At 68.8% G+C, this 15,364-nt stretch carries 18 protein-coding genes and 1 riboswitch (1 of these 19 cut by a window edge); of the genes, 11 read left to right on the forward strand and 7 right to left on the reverse strand.

Features of this window, described 5'->3' with window-relative positions; genetic code table 11:
• Together HGG74_RS01000 and HGG74_RS01005 are read left to right on the forward strand one after the other, a co-directional pair.
• A partial coding sequence (locus HGG74_RS01000) for a zinc metalloprotease (RefSeq protein WP_168484479.1) occupies positions 1–617 on the forward strand: 617 nt, incomplete at its 5' end.
• Positions 618–626: 9 nt separating this feature from the next.
• A complete protein-coding gene (locus tag HGG74_RS01005; RefSeq protein WP_168484480.1) occupies positions 627–1,079 on the forward strand; it encodes a hypothetical protein in 453 nt (150 codons plus the stop codon).
• Positions 1,080–1,173: 94 nt separating this feature from the next.
• Here the strand turns inward: HGG74_RS01005 and HGG74_RS01010 are convergent, their stop codons facing one another.
• The 4 genes from HGG74_RS01010 to HGG74_RS01025 form a co-directional block, all read right to left on the reverse strand.
• On the reverse strand, positions 1,174–1,677 hold the full coding sequence (locus HGG74_RS01010; protein ID WP_168484481.1) for a ferritin: 504 nt from the start codon (positions 1,675–1,677) through the stop codon (positions 1,174–1,176).
• Between the two features lie 83 nt (positions 1,678–1,760).
• Entirely contained in the window at positions 1,761–2,045 is a 285-nt protein-coding gene (locus HGG74_RS01015) for a DUF3040 domain-containing protein (RefSeq protein WP_168484482.1), read from the reverse strand.
• 121 nt (positions 2,046–2,166) lie between these two features.
• Complete coding sequence (locus tag HGG74_RS01020) at positions 2,167–2,346, reverse strand: hypothetical protein (protein WP_168484483.1); 180 nt, start codon at positions 2,344–2,346, stop codon at positions 2,167–2,169.
• Between the two features lie 182 nt (positions 2,347–2,528).
• Entirely contained in the window at positions 2,529–3,329 is an 801-nt protein-coding gene (locus HGG74_RS01025; RefSeq protein WP_312856682.1) for a C40 family peptidase, read from the reverse strand.
• Positions 3,330–3,333: 4 nt separating this feature from the next.
• A riboswitch (cyclic di-AMP (ydaO/yuaA leader) is annotated at positions 3,334–3,505 on the reverse strand.
• 386 nt (positions 3,506–3,891) lie between these two features.
• Between HGG74_RS01025 and HGG74_RS01030 the strand changes: the two genes are divergently transcribed.
• Positions 3,892–5,049 (forward strand): LGFP repeat-containing protein, encoded by a 1,158-nt coding sequence (locus HGG74_RS01030; RefSeq protein ID WP_168484485.1) that lies wholly within the window; start codon positions 3,892–3,894, stop codon positions 5,047–5,049.
• Positions 5,050–5,076: 27 nt separating this feature from the next.
• On the opposite strand, the gene HGG74_RS01035 is transcribed toward HGG74_RS01030, so the two are convergent.
• Positions 5,077–5,526, reverse strand: coding sequence for a universal stress protein (locus HGG74_RS01035; protein ID WP_168484486.1), 450 nt, complete (start codon positions 5,524–5,526; stop codon positions 5,077–5,079).
• Between the two features lie 219 nt (positions 5,527–5,745).
• On the opposite strand from HGG74_RS01035, the gene HGG74_RS01040 reads away from it, so the two are divergent.
• The 3 genes from HGG74_RS01040 (at position 5,746) to HGG74_RS01050 (ending at position 8,899) form a co-directional block, all read left to right on the forward strand.
• Entirely contained in the window at positions 5,746–6,156 is a 411-nt protein-coding gene (locus tag HGG74_RS01040) for a four-helix bundle copper-binding protein (protein WP_168484487.1), read from the forward strand.
• Positions 6,157–6,162: 6 nt separating this feature from the next.
• Complete coding sequence (gene ppsA, locus HGG74_RS01045; protein ID WP_168484488.1) at positions 6,163–8,577, forward strand: phosphoenolpyruvate synthase; 2,415 nt, start codon at positions 6,163–6,165, stop codon at positions 8,575–8,577.
• Positions 8,578–8,656: 79 nt separating this feature from the next.
• Positions 8,657–8,899 (forward strand): 2Fe-2S iron-sulfur cluster-binding protein, encoded by a 243-nt coding sequence (locus HGG74_RS01050; RefSeq protein WP_168484489.1) that lies wholly within the window; start codon positions 8,657–8,659, stop codon positions 8,897–8,899.
• A gap of 385 nt (positions 8,900–9,284) precedes the next feature.
• Here HGG74_RS01050 and HGG74_RS01055 read toward each other — a convergent pair whose 3' ends face one another.
• On the reverse strand, positions 9,285–9,692 hold the full coding sequence (locus HGG74_RS01055) for a VOC family protein (protein ID WP_312856683.1): 408 nt from the start codon (positions 9,690–9,692) through the stop codon (positions 9,285–9,287).
• A 549-nt stretch (positions 9,693–10,241) separates the two neighbouring features.
• On the opposite strand from HGG74_RS01055, the gene HGG74_RS01060 reads away from it, so the two are divergent.
• From HGG74_RS01060 to HGG74_RS01075, 4 genes are all read left to right on the forward strand, one after another.
• The gene (locus HGG74_RS01060; RefSeq protein ID WP_168484490.1) at positions 10,242–10,790 is read left to right on the forward strand and encodes an RNA polymerase sigma factor; all 549 of its coding nucleotides are present in this window, start codon (positions 10,242–10,244) and stop codon (positions 10,788–10,790) included.
• 2 nt (positions 10,791–10,792) lie between these two features.
• The gene (locus HGG74_RS01065) at positions 10,793–11,749 is read left to right on the forward strand and encodes a hypothetical protein (protein ID WP_168484491.1); all 957 of its coding nucleotides are present in this window, start codon (positions 10,793–10,795) and stop codon (positions 11,747–11,749) included.
• 150 nt (positions 11,750–11,899) lie between these two features.
• A complete protein-coding gene (locus HGG74_RS01070) occupies positions 11,900–12,835 on the forward strand; it encodes a phosphodiesterase (RefSeq protein ID WP_168484492.1) in 936 nt (311 codons plus the stop codon).
• Positions 12,836–12,931: 96 nt separating this feature from the next.
• Positions 12,932–13,336, forward strand: coding sequence for a TraR/DksA family transcriptional regulator (locus tag HGG74_RS01075; protein ID WP_168484493.1), 405 nt, complete (start codon positions 12,932–12,934; stop codon positions 13,334–13,336).
• Positions 13,337–13,364: 28 nt separating this feature from the next.
• Here HGG74_RS01075 and HGG74_RS01080 read toward each other — a convergent pair whose 3' ends face one another.
• Positions 13,365–15,008 (reverse strand): stealth family protein, encoded by a 1,644-nt coding sequence (locus HGG74_RS01080; protein ID WP_168484494.1) that lies wholly within the window; start codon positions 15,006–15,008, stop codon positions 13,365–13,367.
• Between the two features lie 274 nt (positions 15,009–15,282).
• Here HGG74_RS01080 and HGG74_RS01085 point away from each other — a divergent pair, with 274 nt between their 5' ends.
• Positions 15,283–15,364 carry the beginning of a hypothetical protein gene (locus HGG74_RS01085; RefSeq protein ID WP_246262562.1) on the forward strand. The gene runs 1,349 nt beyond the window's last position, so 82 of the gene's 1,431 nt are visible here — the first part of the coding sequence; the start codon lies at positions 15,283–15,285; its stop codon lies beyond the right edge, outside the window.

The raw sequence follows: 15,364 nt of genomic DNA on the forward strand, positions 1-15,364 counted from the left end.
GCGTGCTGGCGTCCGAACCGGCGCTCGGGACCATGGGCCAGGAGCATGAGCATGTGTTCGTCCGGGGGACCGACGGCAGCGCCTGGTCCAAGGCCTGGAGCCTGGTACCTACGGTGACCCTGCATCTGAAGATCCTCACCGCCCCGACCAGCTTCACCGTGGACCAGATGGTGGAGGGGATGCGGACCGTCTACGCCACCCGCGGCATCGGCGTCGCCGTCGGCTCCCGGGAGAACCTCGACCTGCCGCTGCTGACGGACCTGGACGTGGGCAGCTGTACGATGGGCAGCGTCACCACCGAGCAGACCCAGCTTTTCGGCAACCGCAACAATGTCGGGACCAACCAGGTGGCCGTGTACTTCATCCGCTCCACGAACCCGCCGTCCAACGGCTGCGCCGCCTTTCCCGCGGGCCGGCCCAGCTGCGTGGTGACCTCGGCAGCGAGCCAATGGACGCTCGGCCACGAGGTGGGGCACGTCCTGGGCCTGAACCATGTGGATCCGACGGACCGGTTGATGATGGGTGGCGGGACCTGGAATATCACCAATCCGCCGCCGGATCTGATCGACTCCGAGCGCGCGACCATGGACAACAGCCCCCTCACCCCCAGCATCTAGGAGCCGGCCATGACCGTCACCATGGAAGATGTCCGCAGAGCCCTGGACCCGGACGAAGTCGACTACGCCGAAGCGTCCCGGCTCGGGCCGGAAGCCATGCCGCACCTGATGGCCCTGGTGCAGCAGAACGATCCGTCGATCTCCCCCAAGGCGGCCTACCTGGCCGGTGTCATCGAAAGCGGGGAATCGGAAGCGGTGGTGGCCGCCGCGGCTGCCAGCGACGACGCCCGGGTGCGCATCGCCGCTGCCGAAGCGGCAGCGATGCTTGCTCCGGCCGCCGCCAGCCGGGTGCTGGACGCGCTGGTGCTTGATTCCGATGCGGGCGTGCAGAAACTGGCCCTGCGCTCGGTCTCGGCCGGGCTGTCCCCGGACTTGAGGGACAAGGTCCGCGAGGTATCCGAACGCGCGCCCAGCGAAGCCCTGCGGGAAATCGCCGGAGAAGCCCTGCGGCGGCTGCAGTAACCTGCCGGGCCGCTTACGGCCTGAGGGGGCTGCGGCCGGTGCGGCCGCAGCCCCCTCAGGTGCTGCTATGTGCTCTGCCTTGCCGGGGGAGGGGTTATTCGGTGGCGGCCTGGCGGGCGCCGAGTTCGCTGTCCAGGCGCAGCAGTCCGGGGCCGTCGTCGCCGATCAGGCGTACGCGGCCGATGATTTCGTTGACCGTGGCTTCTTCTTCCAATTGCTCGGTGATGAACCAGTTCAGCAGCGGAATTGAATCGATGTCGCCCTCTTCCTGGGCCAGCCGGTACAGGTCCCGGATGGATCCGGAGACCTTCTTCTCATGGACCAGTGCGGTTTCGAAGGCGGCCAGGACGCCGTCGACGGACACGTCGGGGGCGAGCATGGCGCCGATCACCGGATGGGCCTCCCGGTCGGTCATGTGGTCAATGAATTTGTGGGCGTGGAGGAGTTCCTCCTCGGCCTGCGTGCGGAACCAGTTGCTGATGCCGGGCAGGTCCAGGAGGTCCATTTCGATGGCCAGCTGCCGGTAGGCGATCGAGGCCTGGATCTCGAGCGTGACTTGGTCGTTGAATGCTTCTGCGAGCTTTCCCTTGAGTTCCATGGTCAAGAACCTAGTGCAGTCCGTCCGGCCCTGCCAGCAAGGTTAGGCGCAGCTTGGCAAGCCGGACCTTACCGGCAGCAGCGTCAGGCGCGGTGCCGCAGATGCCGGCGCGTCCAGTCGCTGCCGGACCGCACCAGCCCGCCGACCAGGGCGATGGTGCCCAGCATGGCCAGCGCCAGCGAGTTGCCCGCCAGCCCGACCAGCAGGAGCAGCACCCCGGCGATGGCCAGCAGCGCCCCGGTGCCTATGCTGTGCCCGAAAACATCGAATCCTTTGCCGGACAGCGTCCGGGCGAGCCGCGGATCGTCTTCTTCCAGCTCGTGCCCCAGCTTCGCCAGCCGTTGCCTTTCCTCATCGGACAAGGACATTGCGACCTCCTGGTTCCTGCGCGCCGCCGGTGGTGCTTTGCCGCGGACCGGCGCAATGAACCTGTATCCAAATCTACCGTTCCGGAGCCCGGGCGGATATCCCGATCCGGTAACGCTGCTGCTACAGCGGCACCGAAGGCAGCGGCGATTCCAGGAACCGCTCGATGCCGGGCTGGATGCGCGTGATCCAGAACCAGGCGGCGGAGGCGATGGTGATGAGCAGGAAGGCAATGCCGAGGACGATCCAGGGAAAGTTTGCTGATTGCCAGAACCTGCGATGGCTGCCGGGTCTGCCGTGCATGGCTCAACCGTGGTACCCAAACTTGGGGATTGGCTGCGCCGGCGCTGGGAATTGGCCCCAAACCAGGCGCCGGCGGTGCCTGGCTGAGGGGAACCGGCAGGGGGACTTAAACTCAGGGGGACTTAAACCGCCGGGGAGGGCAGGAACATCCTGCCCTCCCCGGGTACGCCGGCCGGTAGTGGCTAGCGGGCGGTGTAGTAGCCCGAAAGAGGCATCCAGCTCACCGGATGCACCTTCGTGCCCTCGTTCGGGTTCAGCGCGCTGATCATCATGCCGCCACCGAGGTAGATGCCGATGTGGTTGCCACCGTTCTGCAGGACGATGTCGCCCGGCTGCGGGTTGCTGGTCGGCTTCAGGGCGGCTGCCTGGGCGTGGGAGACGCGCGGCAGGCTGATGCCGACCTTGGCGTAGACCCACTGGACGAAGCCGGAGCAGTCCCAGCCGGCGGTGGAGGTGCCGCCCCAGACGTAGGGGGTGCCCACCATGGACTTGGCGATGTTGGTGATGCTGTTGCCGGCGGCGACAGCAGCAGGCTTGATGCTGGTGCTGGCCACGTTCACGGTGAATCCACCGGCGGCCGGCTTGGCAGCCTGGGCCGGCTGGGAAGCCTGGGCGCTGCCGGAGAGCTTGATGACATCGCCGGGGTAGATGACCGAGCTGGCGTTCAGGCCGTTGGCGGCAAAGACGTCGGCCAGGTCGACACCGTACTGGGCGGCGATCTTGGAGAGCGTATCCCCGGGCAGCACGGTGTGGGTCTTGGTGCTGGTGGCGACGGCGGCCGCGGCGGGGGCCGCCGTGGTCTGCGAGGCCGGGGCCGTGTAGGACTCGGTCTCGATATTGCCGGCATAGGCGTTGGCCGGCAGGCCGGCGCTGAGCACCAGACCGGAAGCGGCGGTGATCACGGCGGCGCTGCGGCCGACGCTGACGGCAGTGAACGGGCTGGACTTGGTGGCACGGTGGCGCGCACGATTGCTCTTAAACACAGGTATGACCTCTCCCAATGCCTGCGAGGTTAGCTGTCGGGTTCGGATGGGAGCCACCCGGCCGTGCGGCACCGCGGAACTGGTCCGTCGCACGACTTGACCCCAAGGGCTTCAGCTCAGGAAGCCCGGGAAGTGGTTCCCCCGCCTCTGCCATGAACGAACGGCCTCAGGATGGTGGCAGAGTTAGGCAAAGCCATCCGAGTACGCCGTTCCGTGGGGGCCCGGCGCGGACTCAACAGTACATAACGGTTCGGTAACTGTCATATCGAAATGGCAACGGAATCCACCGTCCGGACGCGTGGGGGTTACTTAATCGTTACCCTCCCGTCCCTTTTCCTGCACCCGCACTCTGGACAAAACGCGGGCTGACCAGTAGGTTCGGCAGCTCTTGCGGTGACCCCGCGTGCGCCGCGGCCATGGCCGGATTCTCTCTTTGTGATTTGCCTCACGAATGCTCCAGGGGCGGCTTAACAAGCCGGCGCGGCTGCCGATAGTGCGTGTCGACAGGCGTCCGCGCACCCCATCGTGATGCGCGGCCACGGCGTACAGGTGAGGGACGGCAATGCAGGGATCACGGTCGGTGCTCAATACCGTCCGGCTGGCCTTGGCCGGGATCCTGTCCCTGGGACTGCTGGCGGGCGGCCCCGCCCAGGCGGGAGCGCCGTCGCCGCTGCCCGCCCAAGTGCCGCCGGCGGTGCGCGCCGCCGCTCCGGGGACCGAAGCCGACACTGAAGCCGACGGCAAGGCGGCCCTGGACCGGAAGGCAGGAGAACTCGGGCTCAGCCCGGCCAACGGCTACAGCTGCGGCCTGTCCGGCGGCGGCTGCGTGCGCAGCTACCACCCGGAAGGGGATGCCGGCCGCACCGTCGCGGTGTACTGGACCGCCCGGACCGGGGCGCACGCGGTGGACCTGGGCCACCCGGTCGGCTGGAAGTTCATGGTCTCCGGGTATGAGCTCGGCACCTACGGTTACCCCACCTCGGACATGGAATGCGGGCTGGAACGGCTCGGCTGCGTGCAGACCTTCGAACACGGGCAGATCGACCAGGCCCACATCGCCGCCGGCCGCAAGGCGCTGGCGGCCAAGGCGGCGCGGCTGCGGCTGGAGCCCACCGACCGCTACAACTGCACGCTGGCCGGCGACGGCTGCGTGCGCAGCTACATCTCCCCGGGCGGCCGGCACATCTCGATCTACTGGTCCGCGGCCACGGGTGCACGAGCCGTGGATATGGACCATGCCGTCGGCCAGGCCTTCGCCGAAGCCACCTACGAGCGGGGGGCGTACGGCTACCCGGTGTCGGAGATGGTGTGCTCGGCCGGCAGCGGCTGCCGGCAGCACTTCCAGCACGGCACGATCACCTTCGACTTCACCGAGGCCGGCCCCCGGGCCCTGGAGGCCAAAGCGGCCGCTCTGGGCCTGGAGCCGGCCGGCAGCTATGAGTGCCAGCTGGCCGCAGACGGCTGCCGGCGCAGCTACACCGCACCCGGGTCGGCACAGAACGGTGCAGCGGACGGAGGCCGGCCCGTGGAAATCTACTGGTCGGCCGCCTCGGGGGCGCACGCCGTGCACCTGTCGCACAAGGTCGGACGGAAGTTCGCCGCTGCCGGGCGGGAAGCAGGCCTATACGGTTATCCGACGTCGGGCATGATGTGCAGCGCCAACGGCTGCACGCAGACGTTCCAAAAGGGCACCATCTACGTGCCGGCTGGGCGCGGCTAGGCCGGCGGCGGCCCGGCGGGCCGCCGTTCAGCGGCTGTCCCGTTCCCGGTCGTGGACGATGAGCACCGGGCAGCGGGCGTGCGAGGCGACGGCGGAGCTGACCGAGCCCAGCAGCAGGCCGGTAAAGCCGCCACGGCCGCGGCTGCCGACCACCAGCATTTCCGCACCGCGGCTGGCGTCGGCCAGGACGCGCGCCGCCTGTCCCTCGGTCACCGTCTGCCGCAGGTCGGGCGGGACATCGCCGCCGAACGCCTCCTGCACCGCCCGGGCCAGGATCCGCCTGGCATCAACTTCCGGATCCCATTGGACCGCAGGGAAGTCGGCCACCATGACCGGATGGTGCCAGGCAGTCACTGCCTCGATACTGCAGTCCTTGAGCCGGGCCAGGTCCCGGGCCGTGCGCAGTGCCTCGAGGGAGGCCTCGGAGCCGTCCACACCCACGACGATCCGCTTCCGGGACCCGGTCTGTCCGTTCATGCTGTACCACCTTTCGTCCGGTGCCTCTACCGCATTTATAGCCCCGCGCAGGCCCCGGTGCCATGGGGTTCCGGCCGGTCCCCAATGACCGGGAATCCGGCTGGCAACAGCCAGGGCCCGATCCCTGACGGACCCTGTACCCGGGCCCGCCGGCGCGCCACACTTGATCCTGAGGGGCATTCCCGAGCCCCTCATCGGGCTGCCGGAAGGAGGAGCGAAATGACCGGCGCCGAGCGTTCACTGCTGGCACATCCTGCCGCACCGGAGACCCCGGCGGGCAACCGGACGGCGGAGGCAGCATGCATCGATGCCTGCCTGGACTGCGCCCAGGCCTGCATCTCCGGAGCGGACGCATGCCTGGAGGAAGACAACATCGGGATGTTCCGCCAAGGCATACGCGCCGAGCAGATCTGTGCGGATATCTGCCTGGCTACCGCCGCTGTCCTCTCCCGGCTCGGGACCCCGGCCGTCCGCAGCGTGCGGGCGCTGGTCGAGGCCTGCCGGGAGGCGTGTGTGGACTGCCGCCAGCTGTGCTCCCCGCACGAAACGTATGAACATTGCGTGGTGGCAGCCCAGGCCTGCGACCGGTGCGAGCAGGCCTGCGCCCAACTGCTGCAGGCCTACGAGTAAGCAGCCATGGACCAGCCGCACGTGCTGTGGTTCCACGAGGCCGGACGGGCCGACGTGGCCCAGGTGGGCGGCAAGAACGCCTCCCTGGGTGAGCTGACCCGCGCGCTCGCGGACAGCGGGGTGCGCGTGCCCGAGGGCTTTGCCACCACGGCGGCGGCCTACTGGGCATTCGTCGAGGCCAACGGGATCGGACCGGGCATTGCCCGCCTGCTCGGGCGTTACCGGGACGGTGCGGCGTCGCTGCAGGCCACCGGCGAGGCGGTCCGCGCGCTGTTTTTGGAGGGCCGGTTCCCGGCGGACTTCGCCCAGGCCGTGCGGGAAGCCTACCGGAGGCTGTCGGACGAGGCCGGCCAGGAGCGGGCCGCGGTGGCCGTGCGCAGCAGCGCCACCGCGGAGGACCTGCCGGAGGCCAGCTTCGCCGGCCAGCAGGAGACCTTCCTGAACGTCGTGGGCGAGCGGGCCCTGCTGCAGGCGTGCCTGCGCTGCTATGCCTCCCTGTTCACGGACCGGGCCATCAGTTATCGGGAGATGAAGGGTTTCGGGCATTTGGACGTGGCGCTGTCCGTCGGCATCCAGCGCATGGTGCGCTCGGACATGGGAGCGTCCGGGGTGATGTTCTCCATCGATACCGAGACCGGCTTTCCGCGGTCCGTGGTGATCAGCGCAGCCTGGGGGCTGGGGGAGACGGTGGTCCAGGGCATCGTCGATCCGGACAAGTACCAGGTCTTCAAGCCGCTGCTGGGGGCGCCCGGCCGTATCCCGATCATCGAGAAATCCCGCGGGGCCAAGGCGCAAAAGATGGTCTATGGCGGGGGCGGCAGCGCCCGCACCCGGCTGGTGGCCACCTCCGGGCGGGAACAGCGCTCGCTGGTGCTCGAGGACCGGGAAATCCTGGAACTGGCCCGCTGGGCGGTGGCGGTCGAGGAGCACTACGGCTGCCCCATGGACATGGAATGGGCCAAGGACGGGCTGACCGGCGAACTGTTCATGGTCCAGGCCAGGCCGGAGACCGTCCAGGCCCGGCGCAGCACCACCCGGTTCACCCTGTACCATCTGACCGCTCCGCCCGGGGCGCTGCGCCTGCTCGCGGCCGGGGCAGCCGTCGGCGACGCCGTCGCCGTCGGGGAGGTCTGCGTGGTCCGGAATCCCTCGGAGATCGGCAGTTTCCGCGACGGCGCCATTCTGGTCACTGAAATGACGGACCCGGACTGGGTGCCGGTGATGAGGCGCGCCGCCGCCATTGTCACCGACCATGGCGGGCCTACCAGCCACGCCGCGATCGTCAGTCGCGAACTCGGTGTCCCCGCCGTCGTCGGAACGGGGACTGCCACCGAGGTGCTCGCCGACGGCCAGGCCGTGACCGTCTCCTGTGCCGAAGGCGACCAGGGACATGTCTACGACGGCGCCCTGGCGTACGAGACCGAGGAGGTGGACCTGGGCTACCTGCCGCAGACCCGCACCGCGCTGATGGTCAATATCGCCAGCCCCGCGGCGGCCTTCCGCTGGTGGCGCCTGCCGGCCGCCGGCGTGGGCCTGGCCCGGATGGAATTCATTATCAACAACCTGATCCGGATCCATCCGATGGCCCTGGTGCATCCGGGGCAGGTGGCCGACGACGGCGACCGGCAGTTGATCCGCGAACTGACCTCCGGTTATGCCGAGCCGCAGGAATACTTCGTCGACACGCTGGCCTTGGGCATCGCCAAGCTGGCCGCTCCCTTCCACCCGCAGCCGGTGATCGTGCGGCTGAGCGATTTCAAGACCAACGAGTACGCGCACCTGGTCGGCGGGTCGGCCTTCGAACCGCCGGAGGAGAACCCGATGATCGGGTTCCGCGGAGCCGCGCGCTACTACGATCCGCGCTACCGCGACGGCTTTGCGCTCGAATGCCGGGCACTGAAGCGGGTCCGCGGGCAGATCGGGCTGGAGAATGTGGTGGTCATGATTCCCTTCTGCCGCACGCCGGCGGAGGCGGACCGGGTGCTGGCGGTCATGGCGGAGAACGGGCTGGTCCGGGGACAGGACGGGCTGCAGGTCTACATGATGTGCGAGGTCCCTTCCAACGTGGTCCTCGCCGAGGAGTTCGCCACCCGCTTCGACGGCTTCTCCATCGGCTCCAACGACCTGACCCAGCTGCTGCTCGGCGTCGACCGGGACTCGGGGCAGCTGGCCGGTTTGTTCGACGAGCGGGATGCGGCGGTGATGCGGATGATCGCCGAGGCCATCCGCAAGGCCCATGCCGCCGGCATCAGGATCGGCATCTGCGGCCAGGCCCCCAGCAACTATCCGGAGTTCGCGGCGTTCCTGGTCGGCGAAGGCATTGACTCGATTTCCCTGAACCCGGACAGCTTCCTCAGGACCCTGCCCGTGGTTGCCGAGGCCGAGGCGAACGCTGGCGGACACACCCCGCCACACACCTGAGGCCCGCCAAGCCGATCAGGAGCGGGTCACCTTCATCCAGCCGGACGGACTGGAGACCATCCTGGACGGAGTCGGCGTCATGCGCACGGCCGTGCGGCACGGAGTGCCCGGGATCGTTGCCGAATGCGGCGGGAGCGCGATGTGCGCCACCTGCCACGTCTCTGTGGAGCCGCAGTCAGCCGGGGACCTGCCGGAGGTGGACGAGGTGGAGGACGAGATGCTGGACTGCACCGCCGCCGACCGGCTGGAGACCTCGCGGCTGTCCTGCCGGCTGCCGATGACGGCAGACCTGGTGGTCCGGATCGCGGAAACCCAGGTCTGACCCCGCCCCGCCACCCCGTGTCAATAATGCGCCGGTTTTTCGGCTACGGGGTGGAGCCTGGGGGTCCGGGACGGGGCAGCGGTCCGGGATCCGGCGGCAGCGGCGGGGCGGGAGGTTCCGGTTCAGGCCCGGGCAGCGGGTTGGGGATGGGGCTGGGCCGGGTCGGGTCCGGCCGAGGCGGCCCGCCGGGTTCGGGCTCGGGTACCGGCGGCTCGCTCGGATCCGGGTGGGGCTCCCACGGCGGCGGGGGAATGGTCACGGCAATGCACCTCGGAACTGTGCTGGGCGGGGCGGGCAGGATGGCCTCCCGTGTGGTGGTGCCGCCAGAATACAACCGGCCCCGGCGGTAACAACAGCCCCGGACGGCGGCCGCCCGCTGGGCCGCTCAGCCGCCGTCGTACGCCCGCTGCAGGGCGGCGATGTCCAGCTTCTTCATCTGCAGCATGGCCTGCATGGCACGTTGGGCCCCGGCGGTGTCCTGGCCGCCGAGCAGTTCCGGCAGCAGGACCGGGACCACCTGCCAGGACAGGCCGAACCTGTCCTTGAGCCACCCGCACTGGCCTTCCTCGCCACCGGCGGAGAGCGCGTCCCAGTACCGGTCCACCTCGGCTTGGCTGCCGCACGGGATCTGGAAGGAGACCGCCTCGGTGAACGTGAACTGCGGTCCGCCGTTGAGGGCGACGTATTCCCTGCCGTCCAGCTCGAAGCTGACGGTCATGACCCGGCCCTCCGGTCCCGGCCCCGCCGGCCCGTAGCGGGTGACGGCCAGAATCCGCGAGTTGGGAAAGAGCAAAAAAGAACCACAGGCAGGGGGTGATCGTTTTCATGCTCGCCATCCNACTCGGCGGCCTCTTCGGCTTCGGTATCGAACCACAGGCAGGGGGTGATCGTTTTCATGCTCGCCATCCTTGTACCAGTGTCCGTGCGCAGGGCGCACTGCCGGGCTGGGGGCCCGGGATGAAGCCTAGTCCCGCCGGTGGCACCGGGCAATCACGGCCGCCGGGCGCCCGGGGGCCTGACGAGCGGTGAGCGGGGCAACTTTTCCGCAAGGTGCCTCGATTGGAATGGTGACCGAACGCAGGAACCCGAAAGGTCCGCCACTATGAAGATGCTTCACCCGCGCCTGAATACCTGGGGAACCAAGGGCGAGGCGGGACGACAATCTGCCCCGGCACCATGAGGCCGGCCCCAGCGCCGAAGCTGGAATGGAATGCGGCGCCGAAGCGAAACACAACGCGCAGCACAGCGTTACGAACCAGTGCGGCAGGGGGCCGGGGTTGAGCGCGAAGTGGAGCATGAGGTCGAGCAGTGCACCGCGGTTCCCGGATCCGGTGGCTGTACGATGACGGCCCAGCTCGACGAGGCCGCGTTCGAACGTGCCCAGGCCGGGGATCCCCGGTCCCTGGACGCACTGTACCGGGCATTCGCCCCTGCCGTAGTGCAGTACCTGCGGGTCCGGGGCATCGATGATCCGGAAGGCGGCTGCCACGACGTCTTCCTGGGGGTCATTCCACGGATCGGGACGGTCAAGGGAGGTGTCGAGGGCTTCAGGGCCCTGCTTTTTACGGTGGCGCACGCCCGCATGGTGGATTATTTCCGGCGCCGGTCCACGGTGCCGGCGACCACCGAATATCTGCCGGAGGCCGACACCCGGACCGCCCCGTCGGCCGAAGAAGCAGCCGTGGCCACCTTGGCAGCCAGCCGGGTGGAGACTTTGCTGCAGGAACTGGGAACGGACCAGCGGGAGGTCATCCTGCTGCGGGTGGTGGCCGGGTTGTCCATTGAGGAAACTGCCAAAGTCATGGGACGTTCCTCCGGCGCCGTGAAGCAGCTGCAGCGCAGGGGATTGCAGGCGCTGCGCCTCCTGCTGGCGCCGGTGGAAGGAGAATGACCGTGCCCTCCGAACGTTCCGCCGCCGAATCCATCCGCACCATGTTGGAGGAGGCGGGCCTGCAGCACTCTGCTCCACTGGAAACCGCGCTGCGCGAGCTGGCGGTGCAGCCGTCTGTCGTCCCCGAGCCCTCCCCGGAACTTGCGGCACTGCTCGCCGGGGCCGCCCCGATCCGGAAGCGCACGCGGCGGCGCCGGGCGACCCTTGCCGCAGTCTCGATCGCCGGTGCCGTGGCCCTCGGCGCAGGTGCCGCCGCGGCGGCGAATCCGGGTATGCGGCAAACCTGGACCGAATTCTTCATGACGGTCACCACGCCCGGAGAGCAGGTTCCGGGGCCGGCGGACAGCCCGGGATCCACCGGAGCGGTGGATCTGCCGAAACCGGCGGCGGCCAGGACCCAGACAGCTGCCGGCCCGGACGGCCCGAAGGGCGGACATGATGCCCGGAGCGGGAACGACCGTCGCCGCGTCCCCGGTACCGACCGGCGCCGCGGGGCGGTAGACGCGGAACCTGGGCCCGAGGCCGGACATGAGGCTGGACGCACAGCTGAAGGCACGGCCGAAGGCAGGGTGGAGCGTGAAGCCGGGCATGAGGTGGAGCCCAGGGTCGAACACAAGGCTGAACGCGCAGTCGAGCGCGAAGCCGAGGACGAGGTGGAGCGCGAGGTGGAGCGTGAAGCCGAGGATGAGGGCGGGCGTGAGGTGGAGCGTGAAGCCGAGGACGAGGCCGGGCGCGAGGTGGAGCGTGAGGTGGAGCGTGAAGCCGAGGATGAGGCCGGGCGCCAAGCTCGGCGCAGCCGGGAAACCGAGGCAGAACCGGATACCAGGCGGGAGGCCGAAACGGAGCAGGACGACACCTCCCGCAGCGCGGAAGAAGAGCATGGGGACGCAGGTCCGGACCGGACGGAACCAGCGGAGGAGACCCGGGACGAGCACGGTGGAGGCGACGACGAGGACTGACCCGGCGGGGCCGTCCCCGGTCCTGGGGCCGGCCGGCGAATTGATGTATTTTCGACGTGTTCCGTTGGGGGAAATTTAACGCCCCCGTAGGATGGTTACGCTTAACTAGGGAACTGCCAATTCCCGTTCCGCACCCGCAGAAGGTTAAAGATGGATACCATCCGGGCCGAGCACCCGCGGCCAAACCACTTCATCCTGCACATCAGCGACACCCACCTGCTCGCCGGCGACGAACCCCTCTACGGCGTGGTGGACAGCGCCGCCCGGCTGCGGCGGATCTTCGACGAGCTGGAAGCAGCCGAAGCGCGGCCTGAGGCCATTGTCTTCACCGGCGACCTGGCGGACCGGGGCGAGCCCGGTGCCTACGCGAAGCTCCGCCGGATCGTCGAGCCGGCGGCCACCCGGCTGGGCGCGCTGGTCATCTGGGCCATGGGCAATCATGATGACCGTGCGCACATGCGCCGCGCCCTGCTGGGCCAGCAGGCCGGCCGGGAGGCCGGGGACGGCGAAGCGCCGCTGGATCAGGTCCACGATGTCAACGGTCTGCGGATCATTGCCCTGGACACGACCGTGCCCGGATTCCACCATGGCGAGCTGACGGACGCCCAGCTGCGCTGGCTGGCCGGCCAGCTGGCGGAGCCGGCCCCGCATGGGACCATCCTGGCCATGCACCACCCGCCGGTACCTAGCGTCCAGGAGCTGGCGGTGCTGGTGGAGCTGCGCGGGCAGGAACAGCTGGCGCAGGTCCTGCGCGGCAGCGACGTGCGCGCTGTCATCGCCGGACACCTGCATTACTCGACCACGGCGACCTGCGCCGGGATTCCGGTGTCCGTGGCCTCGGCCACCTGCTACACCCAGGACCTGACCGGCCCGGCCGGCGGAACCCGGGGCCGGGACGGGGCGCAGGGCTACAACATGATCCACGTCTACGACGAGACGGTGGTGCATTCGGTGGTGCCGCTGGGCGGGGGCACACCGGTGGGCCGGCAGGTGTCGCAGGGGGAGTCACAGCGGCTGCTGGACGCGGCCGGCGTCGTCATCCCGGAAGCCACCAACCCCGGCCGTTCCGCCGTCACCGCCCGCTGAGAGCGGCCTCCGCGGCTGCACCACATGGATACCGGAGGGTGCCGACGCCGCCGTACGGGAGTAATCTATCCTCACTGTAGTTAGAGGTGATGCTCCATGAGCGAAGAGCTGGGCGGTACCGGAGCCGCATCCGCCGCACCTCCCGAAGCCTACTTCCGGCAGCTGCTGGAAGAGAAGGCCGCCGAGGCGCGCCGGCAGATCGAACGGTTGACGGCGGACATCAGGGAAGTAACCCTGGCCGGCCGGGACATCCCGGCCGACAACGAGTATGACCCCGAAGGGTCCACGCTCAATTTGGAGCGCGCCCGCGAAGAGGCCATGCTGGCCAGCACCCGGACCGAACTGGCCGAGGTGCTCGATGCCCAGCAGCGGATGGACCGCGGCACCTATGGGGTGTGCGAGCGGTGCGGGAACAGGATTCCGCGCGAGCGGCTGGAAGCCCGCCCGGAGGCGCGCTTCTGCATTACCTGCGCCGGGCTGCGCCGGCGCCAGGTGGCCTGAGCGGGTTCCGGGACGGTCGCCGGGCGGCCTATCCGTCCTCCGGCTTTTCCCACGGCGCCGGAATCGGGAAGTACTTATCCAAAAAGGTGGTGACCGCCTGCTGGCGCTCCTGGGCGGAGACCTCGGGGAAACTGCCGTCGTTGAGGCAGAAGAAATCCCGGTTGCGCTTCTTCAGCAGCCGCTTGAGCTTCTTCAGCCCCGAGTGCATGGTGGTGTCCACATAGGTCACCTTGGCGCCGATCTTGGTGACTGCCCGGCCGGTGAGCAGCGAGTAGTAGTGGTACAGCGAGTTCGTGACTGAAATATTGTCCTTGGCACGGAACCGGCTGGCGGCGGTGGTCTTGAACTCCTCGGCGAACTCCTGCTCCATCTCGCACAGCACGCTCTTGCGCAGCGGTGCGGCGCAGTGCTCCAGATGGCGGGTGGTGATCCGCCCGAACCGCTCCCAGAGCAGCCGCCGGTTGACCCGGGCGGCGTTCTCGAAGCCGGAGCGGTCCAGATGGTTGTCGCCCAGGCCGATCCGCGTCGAGGCCTCGATGAACTTGGTGATGCCGCCGGGGGAGAAGAACATGTCGGGCGCCACCGGGCGGCCGAAGAACATGTCGTCGTTGGAGTAGAGGAAATACTCGCTCAGCCCCTCGATGTGCTGCAGCTGCGACTCCACCGCCTGGGAGTTGAACACCGGCAGCACCGAGGGGTCGCGGAAGTGCTCCTCGCTGCGGACCACGGTGATCTTCGGGTGCGAGGCGTCCAGCCACTGCGGGACGGGGGAGTCCGTGGCGATGAAGATGCGCCGGATCCAGGGCGCGAACATGTGCACGCTGCGCAGGGCGTACTTGAGCTCGTTGATCTGGCGGAACCGGGCGTCGGCGTCGTCGCCCTCGCCGACAATGACGTTTTCCATGAAGCCGGCCCGGTACTGCTGGTACTCCGGGTTGTTGCCGTCCACCCAGGAGAAGACAATGTCGATCTCGAAATCGATGTCCGTGGCGTGGTCGGCGAACATGTTCTCGATGGTGGGCCACTCCAGCCCGTAGCGGCGCACGGTGCCCCGGGTCGCCTCGCCGGCCAGCACGGTCCGCCGGGTCAGCGAGTTCTCGATCGGCAGGTGGATCAGCCCGCCGTCCCATTTCCACAGTTCCAGCTGCACACCGGCGCCCGCCCGGTAGAGCAGGCCGCCGTCGGGCTCCAGCCGTGGCCGGTACAGGCGGAACATCCGCGGCTTGCTGCTTTCGGCCAGTTCGCCGTCGGCCACCAGCAGCGCCGTCTTCTTTTTGGCATCGACGGTCATCGAGTAGAACGGCTCGTTCCGGCACGCCGCCACCAGCGCCGCCACCAGTTCCGCGCGCCGGTCCCAGTCGACGGCGATCACCGGCCGTGCATCGTTCCCGCGCACCAGCAGGTAGGGCAGGCCGGCGTCGTCGAGCACGCCACGGATGAAGAGCAGGTCCTCCACCATCGCCTCGTGCGGGGTCAGGGTCCGGTTGACCAGCGCATAGCGGCCCTTGAACTGGACGACGTCGTCGCGGCCGTTGAACCGGGCGACGGCGGCTGCCGAGGTGACTTCGACGACGTCGGTGCCGTCAGCCGGCTCCGGGGCGCCGTAGTACACGTCCTGCGGGACAACGGGATTGCTGATGGGTTCCTCCTGGCAAAGGTCGGCGGGCGGCATCGGGCGGACGAATAGAATCCTAGCCGACGGCGTCCCCCGTATCCGTGCGTGAGCGGCGGCGCGGAAAACCGGCGCGGCGAAGCGGATCTGAAATTTCCGTTAAATGTCGCTCCGATCTGCCGATAGTGCCTGATGAGAGGCACCAAGGGTTTCAGGTGCCGGACAGGCCGTCCTTTTGTTTGGGGGAACATTGTCTTTTGCCATTCCGTCCCGCCGGCGCGCGGCAGCCCGTGCAGCCGCCATTGCCTGGCTATCCGCCGCGTTGCTGGCCCCGATGCTGCCCGCCTCTGCGGAGGAAACCCCGTCGCCGGAAGGGACCGTGTCTCCGTCGCCGGAGGCGACCGTGTCTCCGTCGC

Source organism: Arthrobacter mobilis (genome assembly GCF_012395835.1).
Taxonomy (GTDB): Bacteria; Actinomycetota; Actinomycetes; order Actinomycetales; family Micrococcaceae; genus Crystallibacter; species Crystallibacter mobilis.

Excerpts from the sequence above, each read along its gene's own strand:
- HGG74_RS01070 (WP_168484492.1), top strand. The coding sequence starts at position 11,900 with ATGGATACCATCCGGGCCGAGCACCCGCGGCCAAACCACTTCATCCTG.
- HGG74_RS01050 (WP_168484489.1), top strand. The coding sequence starts at position 8,657 with ATGCGCACGGCCGTGCGGCACGGAGTGCCCGGGATCGTTGCCGAATGC.
- HGG74_RS01030 (WP_168484485.1), top strand. The coding sequence starts at position 3,892 with ATGCAGGGATCACGGTCGGTGCTCAATACCGTCCGGCTGGCCTTGGCC.
- HGG74_RS01005 (WP_168484480.1), top strand. The coding sequence starts at position 627 with ATGACCGTCACCATGGAAGATGTCCGCAGAGCCCTGGACCCGGACGAA.
- HGG74_RS01035 (WP_168484486.1), bottom strand. The coding sequence starts at position 5,526 with ATGAACGGACAGACCGGGTCCCGGAAGCGGATCGTCGTGGGTGTGGAC.
- HGG74_RS01075 (WP_168484493.1), top strand. The coding sequence starts at position 12,932 with ATGAGCGAAGAGCTGGGCGGTACCGGAGCCGCATCCGCCGCACCTCCC.
- HGG74_RS01010 (WP_168484481.1), bottom strand. The coding sequence starts at position 1,677 with ATGGAACTCAAGGGAAAGCTCGCAGAAGCATTCAACGACCAAGTCACG.
- HGG74_RS01060 (WP_168484490.1), top strand. The coding sequence starts at position 10,242 with ATGACGGCCCAGCTCGACGAGGCCGCGTTCGAACGTGCCCAGGCCGGG.
- HGG74_RS01040 (WP_168484487.1), top strand. The coding sequence starts at position 5,746 with ATGACCGGCGCCGAGCGTTCACTGCTGGCACATCCTGCCGCACCGGAG.
- HGG74_RS01080 (WP_168484494.1), bottom strand. The coding sequence starts at position 15,008 with ATGCCGCCCGCCGACCTTTGCCAGGAGGAACCCATCAGCAATCCCGTT.
- ppsA (WP_168484488.1), top strand. The coding sequence starts at position 6,163 with ATGGACCAGCCGCACGTGCTGTGGTTCCACGAGGCCGGACGGGCCGAC.
- HGG74_RS01015 (WP_168484482.1), bottom strand. The coding sequence starts at position 2,045 with ATGTCCTTGTCCGATGAGGAAAGGCAACGGCTGGCGAAGCTGGGGCAC.
- HGG74_RS01020 (WP_168484483.1), bottom strand. The coding sequence starts at position 2,346 with ATGCACGGCAGACCCGGCAGCCATCGCAGGTTCTGGCAATCAGCAAAC.